The sequence below is a fragment of the Vibrio sp. Vb0937 genome (assembly GCF_033338855.1).
The window spans coordinates 20,963-42,962 of the sequence record NZ_JAWOTK010000010.1; the positions used below are offsets into that span (position 1 = coordinate 20,963).

The 22,000-nt window shown below is 41.2% G+C and carries 18 protein-coding genes; 7 read left to right on the forward strand and 11 right to left on the reverse strand.

The window, feature by feature from the left end; translation table 11 throughout:
* Window positions 1-85: 85 nt before the first annotated feature.
* Window positions 86-1,168, reverse strand: coding sequence for a UDP-N-acetylglucosamine--undecaprenyl-phosphate N-acetylglucosaminephosphotransferase (gene wecA / locus R7P67_RS14265; RefSeq protein ID WP_005384836.1), 1,083 nt, complete (start codon window positions 1,166-1,168; stop codon window positions 86-88).
* A 1,148-nt stretch (window positions 1,169-2,316) separates the two neighbouring features.
* Between wecA and R7P67_RS14270 the strand changes: the two genes are divergently transcribed.
* Together R7P67_RS14270 and R7P67_RS14275 are read left to right on the forward strand one after the other, a co-directional pair.
* Entirely contained in the window at window positions 2,317-3,633 is a 1,317-nt protein-coding gene (locus R7P67_RS14270) for an MBL fold metallo-hydrolase (protein WP_262592325.1), read from the forward strand.
* Between the two features lie 239 nt (window positions 3,634-3,872).
* Window positions 3,873-4,880, forward strand: coding sequence for a sugar transferase (locus R7P67_RS14275; RefSeq protein WP_005384832.1), 1,008 nt, complete (start codon window positions 3,873-3,875; stop codon window positions 4,878-4,880).
* Window positions 4,881-4,989: 109 nt separating this feature from the next.
* Here the strand turns inward: R7P67_RS14275 and R7P67_RS14280 are convergent, their stop codons facing one another.
* The 10 genes from R7P67_RS14280 to R7P67_RS14325 all read right to left on the reverse strand — a co-directional run bounded on the left by R7P67_RS14280 (window position 4,990) and on the right by R7P67_RS14325 (window position 16,575).
* Window positions 4,990-5,754 carry a glycosyltransferase family 2 protein gene (locus R7P67_RS14280; RefSeq protein WP_262592324.1) on the reverse strand — a complete coding sequence of 255 codons (765 nt, stop codon included), beginning with the start codon at window positions 5,752-5,754 and terminating at the stop codon, window positions 4,990-4,992.
* An 84-nt stretch (window positions 5,755-5,838) separates the two neighbouring features.
* A complete protein-coding gene (locus R7P67_RS14285) occupies window positions 5,839-6,981 on the reverse strand; it encodes a polysaccharide pyruvyl transferase family protein (RefSeq protein ID WP_206949319.1) in 1,143 nt (380 codons plus the stop codon).
* The gene (locus R7P67_RS14290; protein WP_262592323.1) at window positions 6,981-7,964 is read right to left on the reverse strand and encodes a nitroreductase family protein; all 984 of its coding nucleotides are present in this window, start codon (window positions 7,962-7,964) and stop codon (window positions 6,981-6,983) included. Before R7P67_RS14290 ends, R7P67_RS14285 begins: the two co-directional genes overlap by 1 nt.
* Before the next feature lie 89 nt (window positions 7,965-8,053).
* On the reverse strand, window positions 8,054-9,364 hold the full coding sequence (locus tag R7P67_RS14295) for a flippase (protein WP_167415636.1): 1,311 nt from the start codon (window positions 9,362-9,364) through the stop codon (window positions 8,054-8,056).
* Between the two features lie 25 nt (window positions 9,365-9,389).
* The gene (locus tag R7P67_RS14300; RefSeq protein WP_213966806.1) at window positions 9,390-10,190 is read right to left on the reverse strand and encodes a glycosyltransferase family 2 protein; all 801 of its coding nucleotides are present in this window, start codon (window positions 10,188-10,190) and stop codon (window positions 9,390-9,392) included.
* 2 nt (window positions 10,191-10,192) lie between these two features.
* A complete protein-coding gene (locus tag R7P67_RS14305; protein WP_167415634.1) occupies window positions 10,193-11,029 on the reverse strand; it encodes a glycosyltransferase in 837 nt (278 codons plus the stop codon).
* Window positions 11,030-11,044: 15 nt separating this feature from the next.
* Window positions 11,045-12,349 carry a hypothetical protein gene (locus R7P67_RS14310; RefSeq protein WP_167415633.1) on the reverse strand — a complete coding sequence of 435 codons (1,305 nt, stop codon included), beginning with the start codon at window positions 12,347-12,349 and terminating at the stop codon, window positions 11,045-11,047.
* Complete coding sequence (locus R7P67_RS14315) at window positions 12,342-13,244, reverse strand: Wzz/FepE/Etk N-terminal domain-containing protein (RefSeq protein WP_167415632.1); 903 nt, start codon at window positions 13,242-13,244, stop codon at window positions 12,342-12,344. The genes R7P67_RS14310 and R7P67_RS14315 overlap by 8 nt, the downstream gene beginning before the upstream one ends.
* 45 nt (window positions 13,245-13,289) lie before the next feature.
* On the reverse strand, window positions 13,290-15,992 hold the full coding sequence (locus R7P67_RS14320; RefSeq protein WP_054579399.1) for an SLBB domain-containing protein: 2,703 nt from the start codon (window positions 15,990-15,992) through the stop codon (window positions 13,290-13,292).
* A 64-nt stretch (window positions 15,993-16,056) separates the two neighbouring features.
* Window positions 16,057-16,575, reverse strand: a complete 519-nt coding sequence (locus tag R7P67_RS14325; RefSeq protein WP_017820722.1) for an outer membrane beta-barrel protein — start codon at window positions 16,573-16,575, stop codon at window positions 16,057-16,059.
* A 403-nt stretch (window positions 16,576-16,978) separates the two neighbouring features.
* Here R7P67_RS14325 and R7P67_RS14330 point away from each other — a divergent pair, with 403 nt between their 5' ends.
* The 5 genes from R7P67_RS14330 (at window position 16,979) to rfaD (ending at window position 21,981) form a co-directional block, all read left to right on the forward strand.
* Complete coding sequence (locus tag R7P67_RS14330) at window positions 16,979-17,197, forward strand: hypothetical protein (protein ID WP_031780921.1); 219 nt, start codon at window positions 16,979-16,981, stop codon at window positions 17,195-17,197.
* 69 nt (window positions 17,198-17,266) lie between these two features.
* Window positions 17,267-17,947: a YjbF family lipoprotein gene (locus R7P67_RS14335; protein ID WP_167415631.1), complete on the forward strand. Its 681-nt coding sequence runs from the start codon at window positions 17,267-17,269 to the stop codon at window positions 17,945-17,947.
* A complete protein-coding gene (locus R7P67_RS14340) occupies window positions 17,944-18,702 on the forward strand; it encodes a capsule biosynthesis GfcC family protein (protein WP_042522613.1) in 759 nt (252 codons plus the stop codon). The genes R7P67_RS14335 and R7P67_RS14340 overlap by 4 nt, the downstream gene beginning before the upstream one ends.
* Window positions 18,699-20,891: a YjbH domain-containing protein gene (locus R7P67_RS14345; RefSeq protein ID WP_167415630.1), complete on the forward strand. Its 2,193-nt coding sequence runs from the start codon at window positions 18,699-18,701 to the stop codon at window positions 20,889-20,891. Before R7P67_RS14340 ends, R7P67_RS14345 begins: the two co-directional genes overlap by 4 nt.
* Window positions 20,892-21,039: 148 nt before the next feature.
* A complete protein-coding gene (gene rfaD / locus R7P67_RS14350) occupies window positions 21,040-21,981 on the forward strand; it encodes an ADP-glyceromanno-heptose 6-epimerase (RefSeq protein WP_017634969.1) in 942 nt (313 codons plus the stop codon).
* Window positions 21,982-22,000 lie beyond the last annotated feature (19 nt).

Here is a 22,000-nt window from a genome sequence, read left to right on the forward strand (position 1 = left end):
AACCAACTGCATTTAAAGCCATTTATAATAAGAAGCATAATACTTCCTACTTTACACATTAAAAATGAAGAACTAACGCTATGATTTACTTCATTTCAGTCCCCATTAGTGCCGGCTTTTTGAACATACGATTTATCCATGCTGAAACTCTCCATATGTGACTAATAATGGAGAAATAACACGCAAACAGAATTATAAAGGCGAGGAACATTGTAGATTCACTGACATCAGTAAAGTCAGCCCACAAGCCGATAGCGGCACAAATTGATGCCATCGAACAGATGAAAATTAACGTTGCACCTGGAGAAAGCCCAATACGCTGACAAATATGGTGTAGATGTTCTCTGTCTGGTTGGAATGGTGACTGACCTTTACGAATACGACGGATCATAATGGTTGCCATGTCCATCAACGGTAAAGCTATTAGCCACAGTGCTGTGACTGGCTTGAAGGCTACCGCTCCTGGTTCTTGCGTGCCGCGAATCAGCATCCAGACCACTGTAAAGCCGATAAACATACTGCCAGCATCACCCATAAAGATTTTAAAGCGACGACCAAGTGGGAAACCTAAGTTCAGGAAGATGTAAGGAAGCATCGCAGTCACGATCATTAAACAGATCGTGGCTAAATATTCGTTTCCGTTGTAGGCAAACACAATACCTAATGCTGTAAAGGTGACCGAGGCTAACCCGCCCAGCAAGCCGTCTATGCCATCAACCATATTAAATGCGTTAATTGCGCCTATTACCGCAATAACGGTGATCACTGCGCCAGCGACTTCATTAAGGGCAATGGTTTCGCTCCCCATCAAGTAGCCTAAATCGTGTAAGCTGTGGCCTCCGATGTAAATCATCGCAAGGGATATTCCTGCTTGGATAATAAGACGAATTTTGAAACTTACATCGTAGTAGTCATCTAATGCGCCGAGCACTATAAGCACAGCCGAACAAGATAAGTAGAGTGATAGGTTGTCATTCATTGGTAGGAACAGAAGGAACCCGACCAGTATAGTAGAGAAAATGGAGATGCCTCCTACAAGGGGTACTACTCCTTGGTGGAGCTTTCTTGCATTGGGTTTATCTACTAGACCTACGCGCTTAGCAACTTTGCGCATAACAAAAAGTAGAACGAACGACAAAATAAATACAAATAAATATGCATTATTCATGGTAGCCAACTGTGTTATTAAATAAGTTTGAGGTAAATCTATAACGCATCCGACTGATTCCCTTTACGGATTCCATTGCATCACAGGTCCGATACTGCTGATTCTTGCTTCGCTCGTATCTAGACACGCCGAACTCTAAGAATGAGCAGGTGATTTTTTGGCGTGACAAACCCACATTAGCCAACGTGGGTTGTAACGCATTGCAAACGCTAATTTCTAATATTGAATATGTAAGTAACTGAGTTCCACCGACACTAGCTCGTGACGGTCATCGGTTCTCAGCCTTTTATAGGCAGGCCAAATACAAAGCTGAATACACTAACTAACGGTTTGGGCCGGTAGTTATGTACTTCTATAAACCTAGTATTTGGTTTTGATAGGTATGAGAAATGGAGATTTAAATTGTAACCTATGCCTAACCAACATTTGCTCGCCACTTTGTTAGCTTTGAGCGTCCCTCTGACAAAAGGGAATTACATAAATTTGTAATAGTTCTCGTTTTTTATAAATCAATCTTGCCAGAAATGCACTTAGGTGCTTATTATTATTAAAAATTATCTTGCTTGGTCTCTCATCTGTTAGGAAAGAGACTAACAGATGATTTGGGCACGCTACCGCCCCTAGGTCTGGCTCCTAGAAGCAAGTTTTAGACGTAGTGTTTAATGGTTGCGTTTCCAAACAGGAGACGAATTGTATAGTAAACACGTTGCAACTAAAAGTAGAACGTGTAAAAAGCTTGCAAAAAAATGTCTTTTTTCTGACACTTAACTCGCCATAAACGTGACGCTTTTTTTTGTTGGCTTACTAATTATTAAACTCCTTCCGGCATAGCTGATATTTGTATAGCTAGCGCGTTAATCTCAGAAGTCTAAGTGAAAATAGTTGCAATAATATGAATTGCATCACAACAGGTTGCAATGCTACACAGTCAAATTTATGACGAATATCTAAGTCTCTCTAAACTTTCGGTTTTGCTGTTTTCTTACTCTCATTATCCTTGCCTACAATACGCTCACTTATTCACCACTTTCTGCTTACCTTGTTCATTGCGCGATTGACTGAGCCGTCTTTACGTCGCGAGGTGTCGCTATATATAAAAGCAAATACTCGTAAGCGTGGGTTAACAAAGGAAAAGGCGTCGTTTCGTTATGAAAGTACTGCACCACGGTGGGAAAAATACGGTTACTGGCTCTTGTCACGAGCTCGTATTACAAAATGGAAGTGTGCTGATCGACTGTGGTTTGCTACAAGGTCAAGATAATGCTCAGCAGGAGAGTTTGAATATCGACTTTTCTATCTCTGATCTCAAAGCGGTTGTTCTAACCCATTCTCATATCGATCATGTTGGTCGGCTACCTTGGCTATTGGCTGCAGGTTATAAGGGTCCTATCTACTGTACGGAAGCCACTGCTGAGCTCGTACCGCTTATGTTAGAAGATGGATTAAAGCTCCAGTTAGGCATGAGGCGCCATCAAAGGGACAGCTTGCTCGATTTTATTCGAACGCTTATTCGCCCTTGCTCTTACTCCCAATGGATAGAGATAGAAGAACATACCTATCTTCGCTTTCAACCAGCAGGACACATTTTAGGGTCTGCATATGTTGAGTTTCATTTATCAAACAATGAAGTTGTTGTGTTCTCAGGGGATTTGGGACCTCGTAACACGCCTCTCCTACCTGATCCGGTATCGCCTGAAAAAGCTGACTATTTGTTTATCGAGTCAACATACGGCAATAAAGTTCACGAAGATGTTGAGTCTCGCAGTAGGCGATTGCTTTCTATTATTGATCATGCACTTCAGGATGGTGGCGTAATTGTTATACCTGCTTTTAGCGTCGGGAGAACTCAAGAGTTACTGTTTGATATAGAACAGCTTATTCATGAGCACGCCTTGCAAGATTCTCTGCCTATTATTCTCGATTCTCCTTTGGCTAAAAAGGTAACTACTACCTATCGGCAATTTAAAAAGCTTTGGGGAGCTGAAGCGAAAGAGCGGATCGAGCATCACCGACCCCCTCTTGCGTTTGATCAATGTATTACCGTCGAAAGCCACACTGACCATTTAAAACTCGTCAATCGACTCGCAAGCACGGCAGAAGCTGCTATCGTGGTTGCGGCCTCTGGTATGTGTGAAGGTGGACGTGTCGTCAATTATTTAGAAGCATTGCTGCCAGATAAAAGAAATGATGTGCTATTTGCAGGCTATCAAGCAGAAGGGACGTTAGGTCGGCGAATTCAGGATGGAGAAGAGAACATATTGATTGAAGGAAGGCGCGTTAGAGTGGAGGCTCAAGTACATACCATGTCAGGTTACTCTGCACATGCGGATAGGGACGATTTAATACAGTTTGTTTCTGGTATTCCTACTCCTCCGAAAGAAGTTCACCTTATTCATGGTGAACAAGCGTCGAAAAGATCGCTTTATCAACAACTGATAACCCTCGGATATAACTGCGTTATATAGTGAAATGAACAATCATTTAATTTCGAGGCAATATAATATATCGCAAACATAGTTTTTCGAATTCATTGATATAACTTCGTTAAGATTCAAAAACAAGTCATAGACAAGGACTCAGGTTCAAGAAAATTAACAAAGTTATGAGCATGTTCTGGATTAAGGGATATAATTTCTATACGAAATAAATTATAATCGCCGACTTGTAAGCAATTGGCTAGTCGATAACAACTTATTCCATTCCTATGACAGACAGTATGAGCGACACGCTTCAAGAACGAGAAGCTTCTGAATTAACTAAGCATAATTCTATCAGCATAACATCAGCATTGGACGAGTTATCCGCAAGTGAATCAAATGCTTGCCTTTATATCTACTGTCCAAAAGAAGACGAAGCAAAAATTGCTCAAGTGCTTAAGAGGCATCCTGAGATTAACGCTCAGGTTAATAACTATGCTCTTAGAGACTTCAAGAGCAAAACGCTTTGCCACTTCAAAAGCTCGCATCTAGATCCTGAACAGCAAGCATTTCTTGTCGCGGCGACAGAGCTAGGTGCTTGGGTTGAGCCATTGGTGAGCTATTTTGACCGTTCACTCGGATATACTGAAACTGAGCTTTTGCACAGCGGCTACTTCTTACACCAAAAAGCTTTTTCTATCCTTTCTAATCGCAAGAACAGCTGGCAAAAACGCTTCATCGATCTGTTGTTTGTTTTCATGCTGTCATGGGTTGCTATTCCAGTAGGGCTTATTACGGCACTACTCATTAAGCTTGAATCGCCAGGTCCGGTATTCTTTAAACAGCGTCGTACCGGCCAGTATAATGAAGAGTTTGAAGTGATTAAGTTTCGCTCGATGCGGAACGATGCAGAAAAGAACGGAGCCCAATGGGCAACAAAAAATGACGCCCGCGTAACGAAAGTCGGCTGTTTTATTCGTAAAACTCGCATTGATGAGCTCCCTCAGTTAATCAACGTACTAAAGGGAGAGATGTCGATGGTTGGCCCTCGCCCAGAACGTGAAGTGTTCATCTCTGAGTTGGAAAAAGCCATTCCTTACTATCGCTTTCGTCACGCCGTTAAACCTGGGGTCACTGGCCTAGCTCAAGTAAAATACCCTTACGGCGCATCGGTAGAAGACGCTATTTGGAAGCATAAATACGATGTCTATTATATCAAACACCAAAACTGGATGATGGAAGTGAAGATTCTTTTCCTCACAGTCAAAACAGTGTTATTTGGGATGGGTCGCTAAAACACGGCGAAGTTAATCGAACGGATCACAGGTATAAAAAGAGCAGCGCCTTACGGTCGCTGCTCTTTTTGTGTGTATATTCTGTAAGCTCTATCGAGGATTAAGGAAACTAAGATTTGCGCTTAGTTCGGTGTTTCATCGTACCTTTAACGGCATAGACAGAAAATGTAAATAGGCTTCTTGGCAAGCTCAAGCCTACTACGTCTCTGTAGAACTTCCATTGATATGACAAAACGCTAAATTTGTTAGCTGTCATACCACTATCCATCCGATACTTTGCTAATGGTTTAGGTAGACAGTACGCTTTAGGAGTATCTTTCAGTATATCTAACCACAATCCCATATCCTGACGTTTACGAATAAGCGGCATATAGCGCTTACCGAGTGCCTGTGCATCATAAACGGCGGTCAGGCACCCGATAACATTACTGTACATAAGTTTTTTATACGTTGTATATTCGGGAGCAGTTACAACACTCAGCTCTTCTTCACTAGTAAAACGGCTGTAGTGAGTGTATGTGAGTGGGTAGTTATTCTCCAGCATGAATGGAATTTGCTCTGCGAGTTTGTCTTCTGTCCAAAGGTCGTCAGAATCCAAAAAAGCAATAAATCGCCCTCTTGCTTTTTTTATAGCAAAATTCCGGCTCGCTCCTGCACCTAGGTTTTCTTTGTTCTGATATACACGAATGTTATCGTATTTATCAGCATATGTTTGAATGACTTGCCAAGTATTATCGGTAGATCTGTCATCTACTATTATAAGCTCCCAGTTTTTATAAGTTTGGGATAGTACACTTTGAATGCTTTCTAAAATGGTGCCATCAGAGTTATATGAAGGCATGATTATAGAAACAAGGGAATGGCTCTTTTGCATTATACTGACTTTTTAATCATCCATACTTATACAAGTTAATTAAACTAGAGGTTATCCCCAGAACACTTCTGAGGATAATTGCTATCATTTAATTTTCTTAAAAATTTCATCCCACATTGCTTTTGTTTGAGCTTTGTACTCAGCAATTTTAGTGTTGTAGCTCTCTTCTTTTACCGTCGAGATAGATGAGTTTAATGCAGCCTTGAGCTCTTCTTTTGACCATTCCGGCTTTGCTAAGAACTCGGCACGGTTGTATTCAGCAAAAAGGTTCTCGTACTTATGGCTCCAGCTCGTACCTACACAAGGAATACCTTGAGTTAATGCACTTACACAGCCATGGAAGCGAGAGCAAATAATGCCTCGGCTTGAGCCAATCAAACCTTTCACTTTTAAAGGATTAGTCTCTTGAATAATTTCAATCGGATGAGGAGTTGCCGCTTTGACTTTTTCACAAAGCTCGCCATCGTGTTTGCCTTCATGGTTTAAAAGTACTGGCGTGTAACCTAGCTCGACAATGTTTTCCACAGACTCTACTAAGAAGTCTAGGTAACGTGATTTCCAAGTCGTATTTGTATTGCGCTCGTTTACCATATTGTAGTTAGGGATGATAAACACAGTGTTGTTGTATTTCGCGTAATCTTCTTCAAGCTCACCTTTCACTAGGTTCGTAAAGTCAGGCGCAATTTTTAACTTGGATGTATCTTCAAGGTGAGGTCGAATACCATCAAAGCTGCTCTGCTCGCGAGCAAAAATCAATGCCGCTTTACTAAAGCCATCTTTTACTGCTGCTTGTTTTTCTGGGTCAGCAAACGGGCCTAGTGCTTGAGGCATGAAAATGAATGTTTTGTTGTGTTTTGCTAGTCGCTTAACTTCTTTAGCTACCGCTTCTAAGTGTTTAGTCGGCCATTGATCACCATAAGCAAAACCAGATGCATCCAGCACCACATCCACATCTGCTTCTGTCACAATACCCCAATTGGTTTTTAGCCACTTTCTAATTTTTGTCGGTAGGTGGTAAGACAACTCGTTTAAGTCCAAAAAGCGCTTTTTCAAAGACAGTTTCTGATAAGCGTTGACCTCAGCACGCGCTTTATATGGCGAGTTACCATTAGGTGCCAAAACAATCTCTGCACTCGGATCAAACTCATTCAATTTTTGAATAACAGCGTGCAACATAAGCTCCGCGCCTTTGTTAACAAATTGAACACCTTTAATTTCAACGATCATTATTTCACTACCTTTATTAAATCTGAGTTGTCTTTTTTGTGAGAGAACGGGATAAAGCCTTCTGGGTCTGCATAACCTACTGACATCAGCATAACCGTACGTTCGTGAGACTCTAAGCCTAGCAGTTTTTCAAGTCTCTTTTCACGGTCTTCTACATCTGGCCAGTTGATCATACAAGAGCTTAGCTCCATTGTTTCCAGTGCTAGAGCGAATTGCATTGCCACCAATGAACCATCAATGTAAATAACGTGACGATCTCGCTCTGCTGGGTATGCAGAAAGGTCTCCAACGATAGCAATAATCATTGGGAAGTTATGCCCAAAACCAACAGTACCCATAGCGCTATCGGCAACTTTATTCACCATGTCTTTGTCGGTTACAACATGAAACTTAAATGGTTGGCGGTTACATGCAGAAGGCGCTTGTTTTGCAATTGTCATTGCGCGCTCGATCTTCTCCATTTCAACTGGCTGCTCAAGGTACCAACGGGTTGAGCGGCGTTGTTTAAACAGTTTTTCTAACTGCTCTGTTGTAATTTCTGAAACTTCACTTGCGTTTTTCGCATAGGGAATTGAACGCATCGTTAGCTCATCTAGAGATTGAACTTTCTCTAAACACGCGAAGTAATCAACTTTTGCTTTATCAATATCAGTGTCTTTACCCGCAATTTCAAAGAAATGACTAATTACGCTCACACACCAATCCAACTCTTCTTTATTAAGTTGTTGGTTGTTGCAAGCAACAACAAAAGCGTCAACGGTTTCTTGAATGTAACGAGTAGCAAATACGTCTCTTCTTGGACGCATAATCAAGCCCTTTTCAAGACGGTGTACATTTCGTCTTAAAAGAACTCGACTGTCTCTCGCTTTGGCATTGTCATCATGGTACTTCAAACTACCTTTCAGAACCGACTGGTGCTCTCTGTAGAACTGTGTGCTGAAGAACGTGTAGTAAAGAGAAGAGGTAAATCTGGTTTTTGACATTGTACGGATCAAGCCTGCTCTTGTATTTTCAATGAACGTCTTAATACGATTTTTTGTATTTTTACTTAGAAGCTTCAATAACAGGCTTTTCATTTAAATTTCCTAATACAGTATGTTGCAGGCATAAATACAGATTTGGTCATAATTAACGCCATAATTTGTGTCTTTGGATGGAACCAAAGAACGAAATAACTCGCGCTAGCATATGAGATAAGTGTGGCAATTGCGGCGCCCTCTCCTCCAAACTTAGGGATAAGGAAGTAGTTGAGCACAACGTTAACAATTGCTGCGATACCATGAGTAAACAAAGAGAACTTTAGCAATCCTTCGGCTATGAGCCATTTGCTCAATAATGCGCGCATAAAGATAAAACAACCAGCCCAAATATGAATGGTTAGAATAGGTGCAGCTGGGGCATAAGGCTCACCAAAAGCTAGCGGCACAAGCCATCCGCCCAACAGTGACACCGCGATAGCGATCACTATCGCCATCCAAAGCAGTACACCGCATAGTTGTTCGAGTTGGAAGTTGTATCTTTCTTTATCATCCCGAGCTTTTAGCAATTTAGGAAAGAAAGAGGTCGTTAAAGCCAATGGGAAGAAATACCAAACTTCAGACAAACGAGCAGCAACAGAGTAGATCCCGAGTTCTGTCGCTCCTATCATTTGGCCAATCATTAACTGGTCTATTTTAAGATAAACAACAGACATAAAACCAGATAACACCAACCATTTAGATTGATCCAGTAGAGACAGGGCGTATGGTTTGTTCCAAGAAAAATGTTTGAGCGTTACGGCTTCAGAAAAACGTTTATTGTAGTAAATATAACTAGATACATACAGCACGCCGCGTATAACAAGCTCAATAAAAAATACCCAAATAAAGAAACTAAGCTCGGCTTTAAACAAAATACCAACCAATTTAGCAACGCTAGAAATTGTCAATGTTGCTACTCGAATAAAAACGAGATATTTGGATGCTACTTCAGCTTGAAAGTAAAACTCAATAACGTAAAGGGCAGATGAAATATTTATAACTGCAGCAACAATCAACCATTTCGGATCGACGAGCTCTATAGAACTCTGCCAAATCAAAATACCAATAACAGCGATCGTTGCCCCAACGACCCCACCGATCACTCGTAATAAAAATGATGAGCACAGCACCTCGTACTGGCTGCGTCCATTTACGATTTCTCGCGTAACAAGAGCATTAAGACCAAGAGAGGTGAAAGGAGCTAAAAGAGCTAAAAAAGAAACAATAAAGTTATATTGACCAAACTGTTCAGGCGCTAAATATCTAGCTAGGAAGATATTTATTAAAAAAGTAATCGCTAAAGTTATTATTTTTTCACTAAATAACCAAGCTGTATTTCTCAGTGCTTTTTTTGTTGAGTTCATTTTTTAAACTACTTAATAAACTTGGTCATGATAAAAAATAACCTTTATATATATCGCGCAACGCTAACAGCTTGCTATAACGTATCTTTTTAAAAGATTTCAAAAAAAACGCAAAGTTGAGTACTAAACTCAAGCTACCAAAGATTTCTCGAAAAGCGATACCTCTAGCCATCATCTCATTGCTGTTTTTTATTTCTTTACCTGATGACTCTAGTGGATGTCGAGTAATCACTTCAGGAACAAAACCCAACTGACATCCAGATTTCCTCAATCGACTCAAGAATACTGGTTCATCACAAAGAGGGTATTTAGCGCCAGCCCCAAGATTTTCAGGAAAAGTGAGATGGGACTTGTCTATTAATACAGAGGCTTTAACTGCAATCTCAATCGTTCCAACTTTCAAGATGGAGATATTATTATGTTTAAATTCTTTGTCTGCATAGTTTTTGATCAACCTACTCCCCGTTAGGTCTGACACAGAGAAAGTCAAAACTTCGTAGTCATTCCTCGAAAAAGCCTGAACAACTCTCTCGTAAGCAAGTTCTTCTAACTCAACATCATCGTCAAGGAAGAAAACATAACTTGCATCATTTGGAATGTGCTTTATCGCTAGATTTCTACTTTTTGCCACACCAGTTTCATCTGAAAATACAGAAAACACATCGCTACGGTGTGAGATTTTCTTGAGAAATTCGTCTTGAGTGGACTTTGAGGTGCACTGGGAAACGACAACGTAAAACACTTCTTCCCTCTGCTTCAGAAAGATGTCAGGAACGTTGAGCAATCGATCACCATAAGCAGCAACTAAAAACGTAACCTTTTCCATTTTTACTTTCTCAAATTTCGCTGCTTCAAGAAAAGTGAAAGTGCAGACTTGTAGTTATCACGAGAAATCAATCGAACCATAGTCAAAAGAGGGAGCATTTCTCCTGTCACCTTGTATCTCATGATTTCCATTGATTTTTTATGAGCGGCATTCATTTTGTTTTGATGCTTATCGAAAAACAGTTCAAAACCTCTCGTTTTACGATCATTCGAACTTGAGATTCTCTCACCCGCATGCTCGGTATTTAGGTAGTAGTTGTATTTATCAATTTTGTAACCTTTACCAAATCGGTCTACAAGCCTTACCCAAGTGTCGTAATCTTGAAATGCTGGCATCGCTTCGTCAAAACCGCCAATAGCCTTTAGCTTAGCAACGCTGGTTAACATCTGGTTTCCAACCAAGTTTTGATACATTAGGTTATTCAGCTCAAACTCACCTTGCTCGAACCCAAATTTTCGATGAATTTCTTTGTCTGTGGTAACTTCAATAATGTTTGCACAAACTAGAGAATACTTGTCCTCATAAGCATCGACTAAATCGTCTACACGGGATACCCCAAAGTAGTCATCATCGTCCATACCTGTAATCAACTCACCCGATGCAGCGTTCAATGCAACATTTCGAGAGTAACAAGCGCCTCTCCCTTCATCGTTTCTGAAGTATTTTAATGGATAAGTCGTTTGCATCTGTTTAATTACACCTTGGGTATCGTCTGTTGACGCATCATCTACCACGATAACTTCGATGTTTTTGTAAGTTTGGTTATAAGCAGATTCAATTGCTCGTTTGAGCAGTTGACTTCGATTATGAGTAACAATATAAATAGTCACTAATTTCATATTCAACTCTATTATTTATTTTTTACTAATTAGTTTTTCTGCTCTTTCGAGCTCTGCCAATTTATAAATACATAGTATTAAAAATACGACCCAGGCAAAGTGAGTACTAAGGTACTCAGAGCGATAAGTAGATGCAATTAGAAGATGAAAGGTTAACAAGCCACCAAGAAAATACTTTGTAGAGGTAAATCCATACTTAAAGCAAGGATAGAACAGTGACATGAAGAACGTAAATATCATAAGGACACCTATCGCTCCACTTTCCCAAAACATGTCTAAGATATAGTTGTTAGTTATCCTAAATAAGTAATCTTCACTCTTCATACCAAACTCATCAAGAACAGACATTGTGCCAAGTCCGTGTCCAAAGATAAGCTGTGTGTAGTTTGACTCTGTTATTAATTGAACAAAAGATATCATAAATTGGCTACGAGAAGATCCACCAGAGGCTTCTGTCGACATCTTATAATAGATAAATTCAATTAAAATAGTACCTACGTATATTAGAAATAGTACTAATACCATGACAAGAACAAGTATGAAAAAGTGACTTATTCTTGTTTTACCCGTTAGAACTGTTTTTAGAAAAGTAAATACGAATACAAATCCTAGTAATAGGACAAAGTTTACATATGCCCCACCAGAGAAAGAGAGTATTACAATAACAAATGATAACAACAATAACGCTATTCTTGAGAAGCTATGTCTTACCAAAAAGCTAATAAGAATCAGGGACTCCATTAGGATGGGTGATAAATAGTTTGGCTCTTCAGCGATCGAAGTCACACGAGAAGGAAACACAGTTCTCAAAGCTGCAGGGACACCATGCATCCAGTCTCGTGTTTCAATAAAGAATGGGATACCCAAGAATTTACCAATGACTTGCCAGTAACCAAGAGCGATAAAAGCTAGCGTACTTAGCAAGGCTAATTTCATAAATTTCTTTAAGGAAGACTCTGTTGCATTCGAGAACCAAAGAAGAAAGATAAAAACATTCAGCATAAGAGAAAAAAATGTAAACATCCTGCCTATGATTACAGATTTCAAATATTCAGCCACCAAGTAATCTCGGCTAATTAATATGCTAAAAAGTGAGATAATAAAAACGGATAAAAATGAAAGGCATACGAATACAGGGTACTTTTCAAACCTAAATGTTCTTGAAGTAATTAAGTAGTATGAAAATGCTAATAGTGAGGAAAGGAATAAAATAACTAAGAAGATTTTATTCCATTGTGTTACGGATAATGGCGCAAATAATGCAAAGAGGCACATATGCGCCTCTAATAGTTTTTTCGGTGCTAGATCGACGCTATGCATTTTTTCTTTTTACTGCGATTCGAATTAATGCAATGAATATAGAAAGAATTCCGCCAATCAATGTACCTAAAACACAAATAATTGCCCTACTAGGACTGTCCTTTTCTTCTGGCACTACTGGGGGGTCAATCATTTCGAATATGTACTGGTCTTGAGCCTCCGCAAGCATTAGTTTTTTAGTTTGCTCCTCGATGAGCTGGTAAAAAACATTCTGCATTTCGGAGAGGTTCGTTAACTTCAATTGCTTATCCAAATATTCAATATTCTTCTTAGCTTGGCCAATATCTTTATTCTTCATCCATTCATTCAGATCAGAGATCAACCATGATAACCATTGCTCTGCTAACTCTGGAGACTGATTTGTTAATGAAATAATTGTAGCGCCACTCACTTTATTAAAATCAATTGATAACAACTCGTTAAAAAACTTGATTGCTTCAAGCCTAGTGGGCTCTGGCTGCTTTCCTTCACCGACAGTACGCGTCCAAACACCAGTTGATTCATCGTATATTTCAGGGTCGATAATAATTCGTCTTGCAGATGCATCCCAGCTATCAATTGCCATTAACGGAATTAAGATATCGTGTCGCTCAATAAAAGAGCCTAAAAAAGCTCTCGAACGCAATGCTTCCAATGCGATCGCTTGTTTTGAACTTTCCTTCCCACCAAAGCCCGCTAAAGCAGCTAAGCCACCTAATTGCCCCATTGCGGAACTTGTTGAATTATCAGTAACAGGGAACAACACTGCTTCAGATTTATAAATGTTTGGTTTTGAAATAGCAAACAGCACTGATGCCACTGCAAAAGTGAATGTGATTGAAATAATCAACCATTTCTGTGTCCAGAGTAACCGAACTAGTTCACTAATATCCACTTCGAATTGATTCTTTTCCATTATATCAAGGGGGATTACTCCCCCGTCTCTCGATTTTGTTATTTATTACTTAAGTGCGTTAATCGCTACACCTGTTTGATATAGGATCTGTGTCGCTGCTGTCCAAGTACTTAGTGCATCACGGTAGTCGGTATCAATTGGCACAACAATAGTATCGCCTGCTTTTAACCCTTCTTTATTGTTTCCGAACCAATAACCTGATGAAGGCTTGTAAACAGAACCATCCGCACGCACTACAAAAATACGGTCTTCGTCCGCTTGTTTCTTAGCTCCACCCGCTTTGTTCAAGTAATCATCAACATCAAGTTTGTTGTCTAACAAGTAGGTAATTGGAACCTGAACTTCACCCATAATCGATACAGTATTGCGGAAGGTTGGGACAAAAAGGAAGTCTCCATCTTCTAGCATAAAATCTGCTGAACGCTCACCCTTTAAGATGCGATTTAACTGTACCACCATACGCCCAAGTGCTTTGCTGCGACTTGCTTCCTCAACAAATGCTAGTGTTTTTTCTGGGTCTGAAATTACAGAGCCCATATTACTATCGGCTCGGAACGTCTTCTTCGCTGTTTCTTTACGCATATCTGCTGCATATTGGTTTAAAAGCTTCTGCTCTTGTAAACGCAATGCTTCACGCGTAAATATTGCTCCTTGAGGATGAGCAAACTCTGTCAGACCTCCAGCTCGGTCCAATAACTCACTTAAGGTTTCACCTTGACGCACGGTATAGGTTCCTGGGAAACGAACTTCACCCTGTAAAGTGACTGTGCTTTGTAGCTTCACATTTGGCTTTTCTAAGATGTTCAAACGATCTCGCCCCACGATAACTGCATCGTCCGAAGCACTGCCTTGAATTGCTTTACGCAGATCAATACGTTCAACATCAATATAAGCACGTTCATCCGCACTATTAATCGCAGTTCGTGCTAGTTCTGCATTAATTGTAAATGCGTTGTAAGTCAAACCACCAGCTGCTTCAATAAGCGTTGATACCGTCATTCTTGGAGTAATCGGATAACGCCCTGGGTGCTTGACTTCACCAAAGACTTCAGCAATTTGAGGGGCTAGTCCCAAACGAGACTGTTGCTGAAGTTGTAACAACACAGGGGCAAGTAAAGTGCGACGAGTATTTTGCTTCAGCTTTTCAAAGTCTTCCTCTGTAATCTCTTTACCACGGAAAATGATTTTAGCTGGTTTCGCCTGCTCTGTGGTGCTCGGGTTGTTCAGCGTACCGTTTGCTGAATGCGAAACGGCAACAGAAGAGCTCATCACTTCTTGCTCTTTCTGTTGTTCCAGCTCAGCTTGCTCTTGCGCTTGCTCCAATGTTTTTGCTTTTGAAACAGCCTCTTGTGTTGCCAATGTATCCAAGTCTTCGTTATTAAAGCGGTTGAAAACCAATATACGATCTCGTGATTGTAACTGGAGGTTGTCTTGGCTACCTGGTGATAGAATTGCGTTGGCTAAGCTTAGTTGGAACACTTCAATATCACGTTGCGGATTAATCTCTCTAACCACAACCGCATAGTTAACATCAGCTGTAGAATTAAAAGCTGAGTCAACAGATTTGAAAAGATCAGCAACACGAAGACCATTGCGCCATTCCACATAGCTAGGATGACGAACATCTCCCTCTATCTGTACGTAACGAGTAAGCTCTTCGCTTTTTTTCAAGATCTTGATGGCATCGCCATTTTTAACTTTACTCTGTCGATCTTGCGTTTTATTGAAATCAAGCGTCAGAGCCTCACGAGCGCCATGTGAAGCGTAGCGTTTTATCTCCAATTGCTCGACATGGGCATTCGCAGTAAAACCACCAGCCATCTGAATAAGTTGCTGGTATGTTTCACCTTGCTTGACTTCATAAATTGCAGGGCGGTTGATTTCGCCTTCTATAGACACTGTATCGTTAACAGAACCAATTAAAACAACATCATCCGGTAGCAAGCGCACATCATTACTTGCATCACCTTTTAGTAAAAGGTCATACATATCCAACTTACGAATGATTTTACCATCACGCTTTAGCTGGATATCTCTCAGCGCCCCACTTTCACCAAAACCGCCGCTGTAATAAATAGCTTGTGAAATTGTCGTTAATGCGCTAACCGTATAGGCACCAGGCTTATATGCATCCCCCATTACAAACACTTGCATGGTGCGTAATTCACCCAATGAGATATCACTGCGCACACCAATCATTTGCTCTTTTACACGTTGCGTCAGAGAGTCACGAACATCAGAAAAGTGCATGCCAGCAACATTTACCGGCCCAAGTGAGGGGAAGTTGATTGTGCCCGCACGATTTACGCGTAAACGATGCGTTTCATTCTCCTTACCAAACAACTGCACAATGATTTCATCACCTGCACCCACGGTGTAATTTGCTGGCACAGGAACATCACTGATCGGAGCAAAGGTGCTTGGAGAACCAGCAAAAAGATCTAAACCAAAGCGTTTAAGCTCTCCCTGCTCACCTTTTTTGAGCCATTGTTCTTCGATATTGGAAGATACAGCGCTACTAGCTTCAGTTCTAGGTTGGATTACTTGCGGATTTTCGTAAGGAGACTTGTTTGAAGATGAACTAGAAGGAATGGAGAAACCATACTTACTCGCCAAGGCCTTTTGTTGGTCGGCGGGTAGGTTTTGAAACATTTTCATTTGTTCTGGAGTGGGTGTTTGTGCCATTGAATAAGACGCAAACGTACTTGCCAATATAAAAGCGGCAATAGAGAAATATCCTTTAAACATGGTATGTCACTATAATAATTGAATAAAAGACCCTAGCCCCAAGTTTGAGCTCTAGGTATTTAAATTAGAAACGGTGCTGAAAACCCAATGTAATCGAGTTAAGGCGAACTTGGTCTTCAGAGACGTTATCAACGAACTCAAATATCACCGCGCTTTGGTTATTTAAAGCGTAGTGCATACCTAACCCAAAACTAAATCCTTGTTCTTTGTGAGAACCTACATTTTGTAGATCAAGCTGAACGCTTGAATACCCAGCTAAACCATAAAGTGCAACTCGCTCTGAAACCGGCATATTCAACTTAACAAAGCCGCTCAAAGCGCTATCAACGGCAAGACCACTGTCACGTTGAACTGATGTCCCATAACGTCCTTCGAGACCAATGTAGTCATTAAAGAAGTACCCTGCTTGCGCACTAAGAAGGAAAGGACTCCCCTCTTTTACGGACTCAGAAGACGAGCTTTTCAATTCTGCATTTGAGTAGCTCACTAACGCACCAGCATAAAAATCGGCTGACGCTGAAAAAGAACTCAGGCTCAAGCCCAGTGCACCAAGTATTCCCAAACAATGCTGCTTTCTTATCACGTAAAAGTCCCTAGTACTGGTAATAATATGGGCTGCCAAAGCAAAGTTAAGCGTGCTATGCAGGCCATTAAATACTGAAGAGTTGGCACGCTACCGCCCTGAGGCGTTGAGCGTAAGCCACTGTATCGCTTTCTATATGGTGTAAGTAAAAACGACCTATTTCCTCCAAACCTCTAGTTCTGGAGGAAATAGGCCGACAAATTATGCACTCTTGATAGTTTATCAGCAAGCAAGGGAGCAAGATAACCGCGCAATGTCACGCTGGTGTTAGAAATGAGATCGAAAGCCATGGCAAAATAAGAAACTATTTACATGCTAAGGCTTTTTTATCTAGAATATAATTTGGAGCATTTTTATGCTACCAAACATCGATGTTTTTATACCGGATACACAAGGATTAATAATGAAGAATACAGCTCTAGCTATTCTTATGGCTCTAAGCGCAACAACTGCATTTGCAGCAGAAGAAGCAGGCTCAACAGGCACAGCTTCTGCGTCAGCAACTGGCACTACAGCTGTAGGTGTAGGCGCAGCAGCAGCAGTAACTGTAGTAGCAGTTGCAGCGTCAGATAGCGACTCAACATCTACTTCAACATCTACTTCTACTTCTACTTCGAACTAATTTCGTTTTGTAGAACAGAAGCCAATCGCCCTGAATGACTCAGGGCGATTTTATTTGTAAGAGGGAATAATGAATATCTTCCGAATACCTAAATGGATACGCCAACTCCTCATTCTTCCACTACTCCTTGTACTCTTTGGCTGCACACAGAAATTCAATGATGTTTCAGCAACCGTCCAAGAAGCCTACGGTAACTACATTGATATCGAGATGACACCAGAAGAAATCAATGCTATTCCATATGCCAGTGCCTATTTGAAACTTGGAAATCAAAAACAGGTGTTTGTTGTTTTAGCTTTTGCGGAACAAAACCAACTCAGCGGCAAAAAACAACTGAAATGGGTAAGCGCCGATAAAGCGATGATCGTTACAGAGAATGGGCACATCGTCAAAACGATTGGTCTACAGAGTGGGGACTTAGCAGGTGTTTACGGTGACGTTCCAGACTTTTCTTTAGACTCAACCTCTGTCAACTACACACTTTCATACGATTGGGCAACACAATACCGTTATGGCTTTCCTGCAAATATAACGCGTTCTTACTCAGGCCAAGAAACGTTAACAACACCTATTTCTAGCACTATGACCAACGTATATAAAGAAGTTGTGGAGTTTAGCAGTCTTTCTCAATCGGTCGAAAACTACTATTGGGTCAATGAACAGGGTCAGGTCGTTAAAACCTTACAGCACCTAGGGCCAAATATGATTCCGGTTGAGTTAACCATTTTGAAGGGATATAGCAAATCATGAGCAAGCAACTACTCACATTATTCGTTTTGGTCATGCCGCTTTTGAGCATGCCTAGCTTCGCTCAAACAGAAACCTCTGCTATGCAACCATTAAATGTTGAATTGCTAGAAGCAGGCAAACGGCTACAATTTCAAGGGCCGGCTCGTTTAGAAAATGTGTTAGCACTTGCTAGGGAGCAAAGCGTCTCTCTGCAATATTCTCTTGGTACCACTTTGTTTGATAAATCGGAACACGCCGAGAAAACCTCTACCGCTTTAAAGAACTCGGTGCTCAATCAAATGATTCAACACAATTTGGTCGCACATCCATTCTACAAGTTCATTCAGAAGCAAAGCTTTGCACCACGCTTACTGTCTGCGATTGATGTTGATAAAATTCGACTAGATAAATTCGACAACCCACTGTTGCGCGGCGATTACCTGCTCGCTAGCCCTCTACGCGAAGAAAAAGTGTATTACTTAGGAAACCTAAGTAGCGTGTATTCCGTTAAGGCGCAAGCAGGCATCCCTTTGCAAAGACAAATAGAGAATTTGAAAAATAACATTGGTGCGTTATCAACACCGCCAGTGTTGATCTACCCAGATGGTCACGTAGTTAAGCCGCATCACGGAGCTTGGTTAACGACACAATATTACTTACCACCTCTGACATTGGTATATATTCCGTTTGGTGATCTTGAATACTCCGAAATGGACCAAGATATTGTCCGCCTACTCACTCAATTGATACCAAACTCCACAAAGAGACCACAATGATGCCAATTAGAAAAAGCTTAACCCTTTCTTTAATGGGCCCTGCATTGGTTTGGGCTCAAGATATACCCTTTGAGGCTCCCTCGCTACAGCCTTCTCAATCTGATTTTGGTGGTGTTGGTTTAATGCAGATGCCAACCGGACGTATGGCTCCTGAAGGGGAATTCAACTTTTCTGTAACAGGTAGTGATGAGTACCTTTTTTACAATGTGACTCTGCAGCTTATGCCGTGGTTAGAAACAACCATCCGTTACACTCAAGTTAACGACCTGCCTTACTCATCATCCTTACCCGATGTTGATAATGAATACACAGACAAGGGGATAGATTTTAAATTTAGATTATGGGAAGAATCTGAATACATGCCAGAAATTGCCCTAGGTGTGAGAGACTTTGCTGGTACCGGCCTTTTTGATGCTGAGTTTATTGCAGCGACAAAACGATATTCTAATTCGAAATTAGGTACTTTTGATTTTACTTTGGGTATGGGTTGGGGCTACTTGGGAACCAGAGACAATATAACCAATCCATTTTGCAAAGCATCAGACAAATTCTGTGAACGTTCTGAAGAGTTTCTTGATTCTGGAGGAACAACTAATTTTGACAGAGCTTTCAAAGGGCCTGCGGCTTTATTTGGTGGTATAGAGTTCCAGACGTTGCACGCTCCTTTACGATTTAAAGTTGAGTACGACAGCAATGATTATTCTACAGACTATGCAGTTGTGGGTGCAGATGTTGATATGAAGCCCCACACACCATGGAACTTTGGTGTCCTCTACCGTCTAGGCATGGCCGATTTTCGTTTAAGTTATGAACGCGGCGATACTTTAGTAGCAGGCTTAACGCTAAACACTAATTTCAATGACATGCCATCATTCTGGCGAGACACACCAACCCCAGAAGTGGAAGATAACCAACCCAAAGAACTGTCTGATGTTGATTGGGAACGTGTGACAGAAGATTTAGACAAAATTGCTGGCTATCGAAACACGCGTGTTTATGTTGATAACAATACAGTAACTGTCGTTGGTGAGCAGAAAAAATATCGTGACCGTACAGAGGCACACGAAAAAGCGGCAGCTGTACTCCATAATGAAATGCCTGACGATATTGATACCTACGCGATCAATGAACGTAGCCGAGGCTTAGTCGGCGAACAAACGATTATTTCCAAAGAGAAATATCGCGACTTTGCCCAAGTTAATTACATCAATCCGAAAATAGAAGATGCAACCTCAAGGGCTACTACTAAGCCAATGGGAGAATCTGTCTACGATGGTTTTGAACGTTTTGATTGGGGCTTTGCACCTAAACTAGTTCAAACTCTCGGAAACGCTGAAGATTTCTATCTCTTTAGTGTAGGGCTAAGCGGTAATGCCTCATATTGGCTGACGGACAACCTTGAAATTGGCGGTTCGTTATACTGGGATTGGTATAACAACTACGATAAGTTTATTTATGTCACTCCACCTGATGGCACTACTGTTCCTCGTGTTCGCACCATGTTCCGCGCTTACCAAAATGAACATGCTATAACCATGTCAAACTTACAATTGACTTGGTTCCAAGAGTATTCCGATACCATGGATCAACAATTCTACGCGGGTTATCTGGAGAGCATGTTTGCTGGAGTCGGTACCGAGTTTCTTTACCGACCACAAGGAGCTAACTGGGCGATTGGCGCTGACGTCAACGTAATTTCTCAACGTGATCCACAAAGTTACTTCGGTGTTTACGATGAGAAATGGCAAAACGTGCCAGAATATGGACGTCCGTTCCAAGTTATTGATAAAGGATTCACTGGTTTTGTATCTGGTTACTACTACCCTCAATGGGAATTCCTGCAAGATTTGATGATCCAAGTCGATGTTGGTCAGTTCCTAGCTGGCGATGTTGGTACACAAATCAATGTTTCTAAGCAGTTCAAGAGTGGCGTAATTGCTGGCGCCTTTGCCTCATTTACAGACTTGTCTGCGGACGAATTTGGTGAAGGTAGCTTTACTAAAGGTTTCTACTTGTCGATTCCGTTTGACATCATGACCGTTAAGCCAAGTAACAATCGTGCGAACTTTAGTTGGCAGCCTCTTACTCGTGACGGAGGGCAGAAGCTCGGCCGCAAATACAGCTTAATTGAGTTAACCGACGAACGAAATCCTTGGTACCAAAGACCTAACCGTTCGGATGTGGAATAATAAAGTAATCAAGGGAGCTGCGGCTCCCTTTTTCATATCTAGATACTGAGTCATAGAAGACTAAAACCTATCTTCCTGCTTCCAATAGCGCTACTTTTCGTTTCTTGCTAGAATTCCAGAGAAAATTTTAATCTATGGTGGAAGTTCTATGATCATCGTAACTGGTGGCGCTGGCATGATCGGCAGCAACATTGTTAAAGCACTAAACGAAGCTGGTATTAACGATATCCTGGTTGTCGACAACCTAAAAAATGGAAAAAAATTTAAGAACTTAGTTGATCTGGACATCACAGATTACATGGATCGTGACGACTTTCTGACCCAAATTATGGCGGGCGATGATTTTGGTCCGATTGAGGCAATTTTCCACGAAGGTGCTTGCTCTGCAACGACTGAGTGGGATGGTAAGTACATGATGCTAAACAACTACGAGTACTCTAAAGAGCTGCTTCATTACTGTTTAGATCGCGAGATTCCATTCCTATACGCTTCTTCAGCAGCCACTTACGGCGATACAGATACTTTCGTTGAAGAACGCGAATACGAAGGCGCACTGAATGTATACGGTTACTCGAAACAGCAGTTTGATAACTACGTTCGTCGCCTATGGCAAGACGCTGAAGAACATGGTGAGACCCTTTCTCAAATCACTGGCTTCCGCTACTTCAACGTATATGGCCCACGTGAAGACCACAAAGGTAGCATGGCATCAGTTGCGTTCCACCTAAACAACCAACTTAACGCAGGTGAAAATCCTAAATTGTTCGCGGGCAGCGAATCATTCAAACGCGACTTTGTTTACGTTGGTGATGTCTGTAAAGTAAACCTGTGGTTCTTAGAAAACGGCGTATCAGGCATTTTTAACTGTGGTACTGGCCGTGCTGAATCTTTTGAAGAGGTAGCAAAAGCAGTTATCAAGCATCATGGCAAAGGCCAAATTGAAACCATCCCATTCCCTGAGCACCTAAAAGGCGCTTACCAAGAATTCACACAAGCGGATCTGACCAAACTGCGCACCGCAGGCTGTGATGTTGAATTCAAGACAGTTGCAGAAGGCGTTGCCGAATACTTGACTATCCAAAACAGTTAAGCACCACAAGGTGGTAGAA

What these genes read in the sequence shown, in the direction of transcription:
- wecA (WP_005384836.1), bottom strand. Translation starts at nt 1,168, where the DNA reads ATGAATAATGCATATTTATTTGTATTTATTTTGTCGTTCGTTCTACTT.
- R7P67_RS14270 (WP_262592325.1), top strand. Translation starts at nt 2,317, where the DNA reads ATGAAAGTACTGCACCACGGTGGGAAAAATACGGTTACTGGCTCTTGT.
- R7P67_RS14275 (WP_005384832.1), top strand. Translation starts at nt 3,873, where the DNA reads ATGACAGACAGTATGAGCGACACGCTTCAAGAACGAGAAGCTTCTGAA.
- R7P67_RS14280 (WP_262592324.1), bottom strand. Translation starts at nt 5,754, where the DNA reads ATGCAAAAGAGCCATTCCCTTGTTTCTATAATCATGCCTTCATATAAC.
- R7P67_RS14285 (WP_206949319.1), bottom strand. Translation starts at nt 6,981, where the DNA reads ATGATCGTTGAAATTAAAGGTGTTCAATTTGTTAACAAAGGCGCGGAG.
- R7P67_RS14290 (WP_262592323.1), bottom strand. Translation starts at nt 7,964, where the DNA reads ATGTCAAAAACCAGATTTACCTCTTCTCTTTACTACACGTTCTTCAGC.
- R7P67_RS14295 (WP_167415636.1), bottom strand. Translation starts at nt 9,364, where the DNA reads ATGAACTCAACAAAAAAAGCACTGAGAAATACAGCTTGGTTATTTAGT.
- R7P67_RS14300 (WP_213966806.1), bottom strand. Translation starts at nt 10,190, where the DNA reads ATGGAAAAGGTTACGTTTTTAGTTGCTGCTTATGGTGATCGATTGCTC.
- R7P67_RS14305 (WP_167415634.1), bottom strand. Translation starts at nt 11,029, where the DNA reads ATGAAATTAGTGACTATTTATATTGTTACTCATAATCGAAGTCAACTG.
- R7P67_RS14310 (WP_167415633.1), bottom strand. Translation starts at nt 12,349, where the DNA reads ATGCATAGCGTCGATCTAGCACCGAAAAAACTATTAGAGGCGCATATG.
- R7P67_RS14315 (WP_167415632.1), bottom strand. Translation starts at nt 13,244, where the DNA reads ATGGAAAAGAATCAATTCGAAGTGGATATTAGTGAACTAGTTCGGTTA.
- R7P67_RS14320 (WP_054579399.1), bottom strand. Translation starts at nt 15,992, where the DNA reads ATGTTTAAAGGATATTTCTCTATTGCCGCTTTTATATTGGCAAGTACG.
- R7P67_RS14330 (WP_031780921.1), top strand. Translation starts at nt 16,979, where the DNA reads ATGAAGAATACAGCTCTAGCTATTCTTATGGCTCTAAGCGCAACAACT.
- R7P67_RS14335 (WP_167415631.1), top strand. Translation starts at nt 17,267, where the DNA reads ATGAATATCTTCCGAATACCTAAATGGATACGCCAACTCCTCATTCTT.
- R7P67_RS14340 (WP_042522613.1), top strand. Translation starts at nt 17,944, where the DNA reads ATGAGCAAGCAACTACTCACATTATTCGTTTTGGTCATGCCGCTTTTG.
- R7P67_RS14345 (WP_167415630.1), top strand. Translation starts at nt 18,699, where the DNA reads ATGATGCCAATTAGAAAAAGCTTAACCCTTTCTTTAATGGGCCCTGCA.
- rfaD (WP_017634969.1), top strand. Translation starts at nt 21,040, where the DNA reads ATGATCATCGTAACTGGTGGCGCTGGCATGATCGGCAGCAACATTGTT.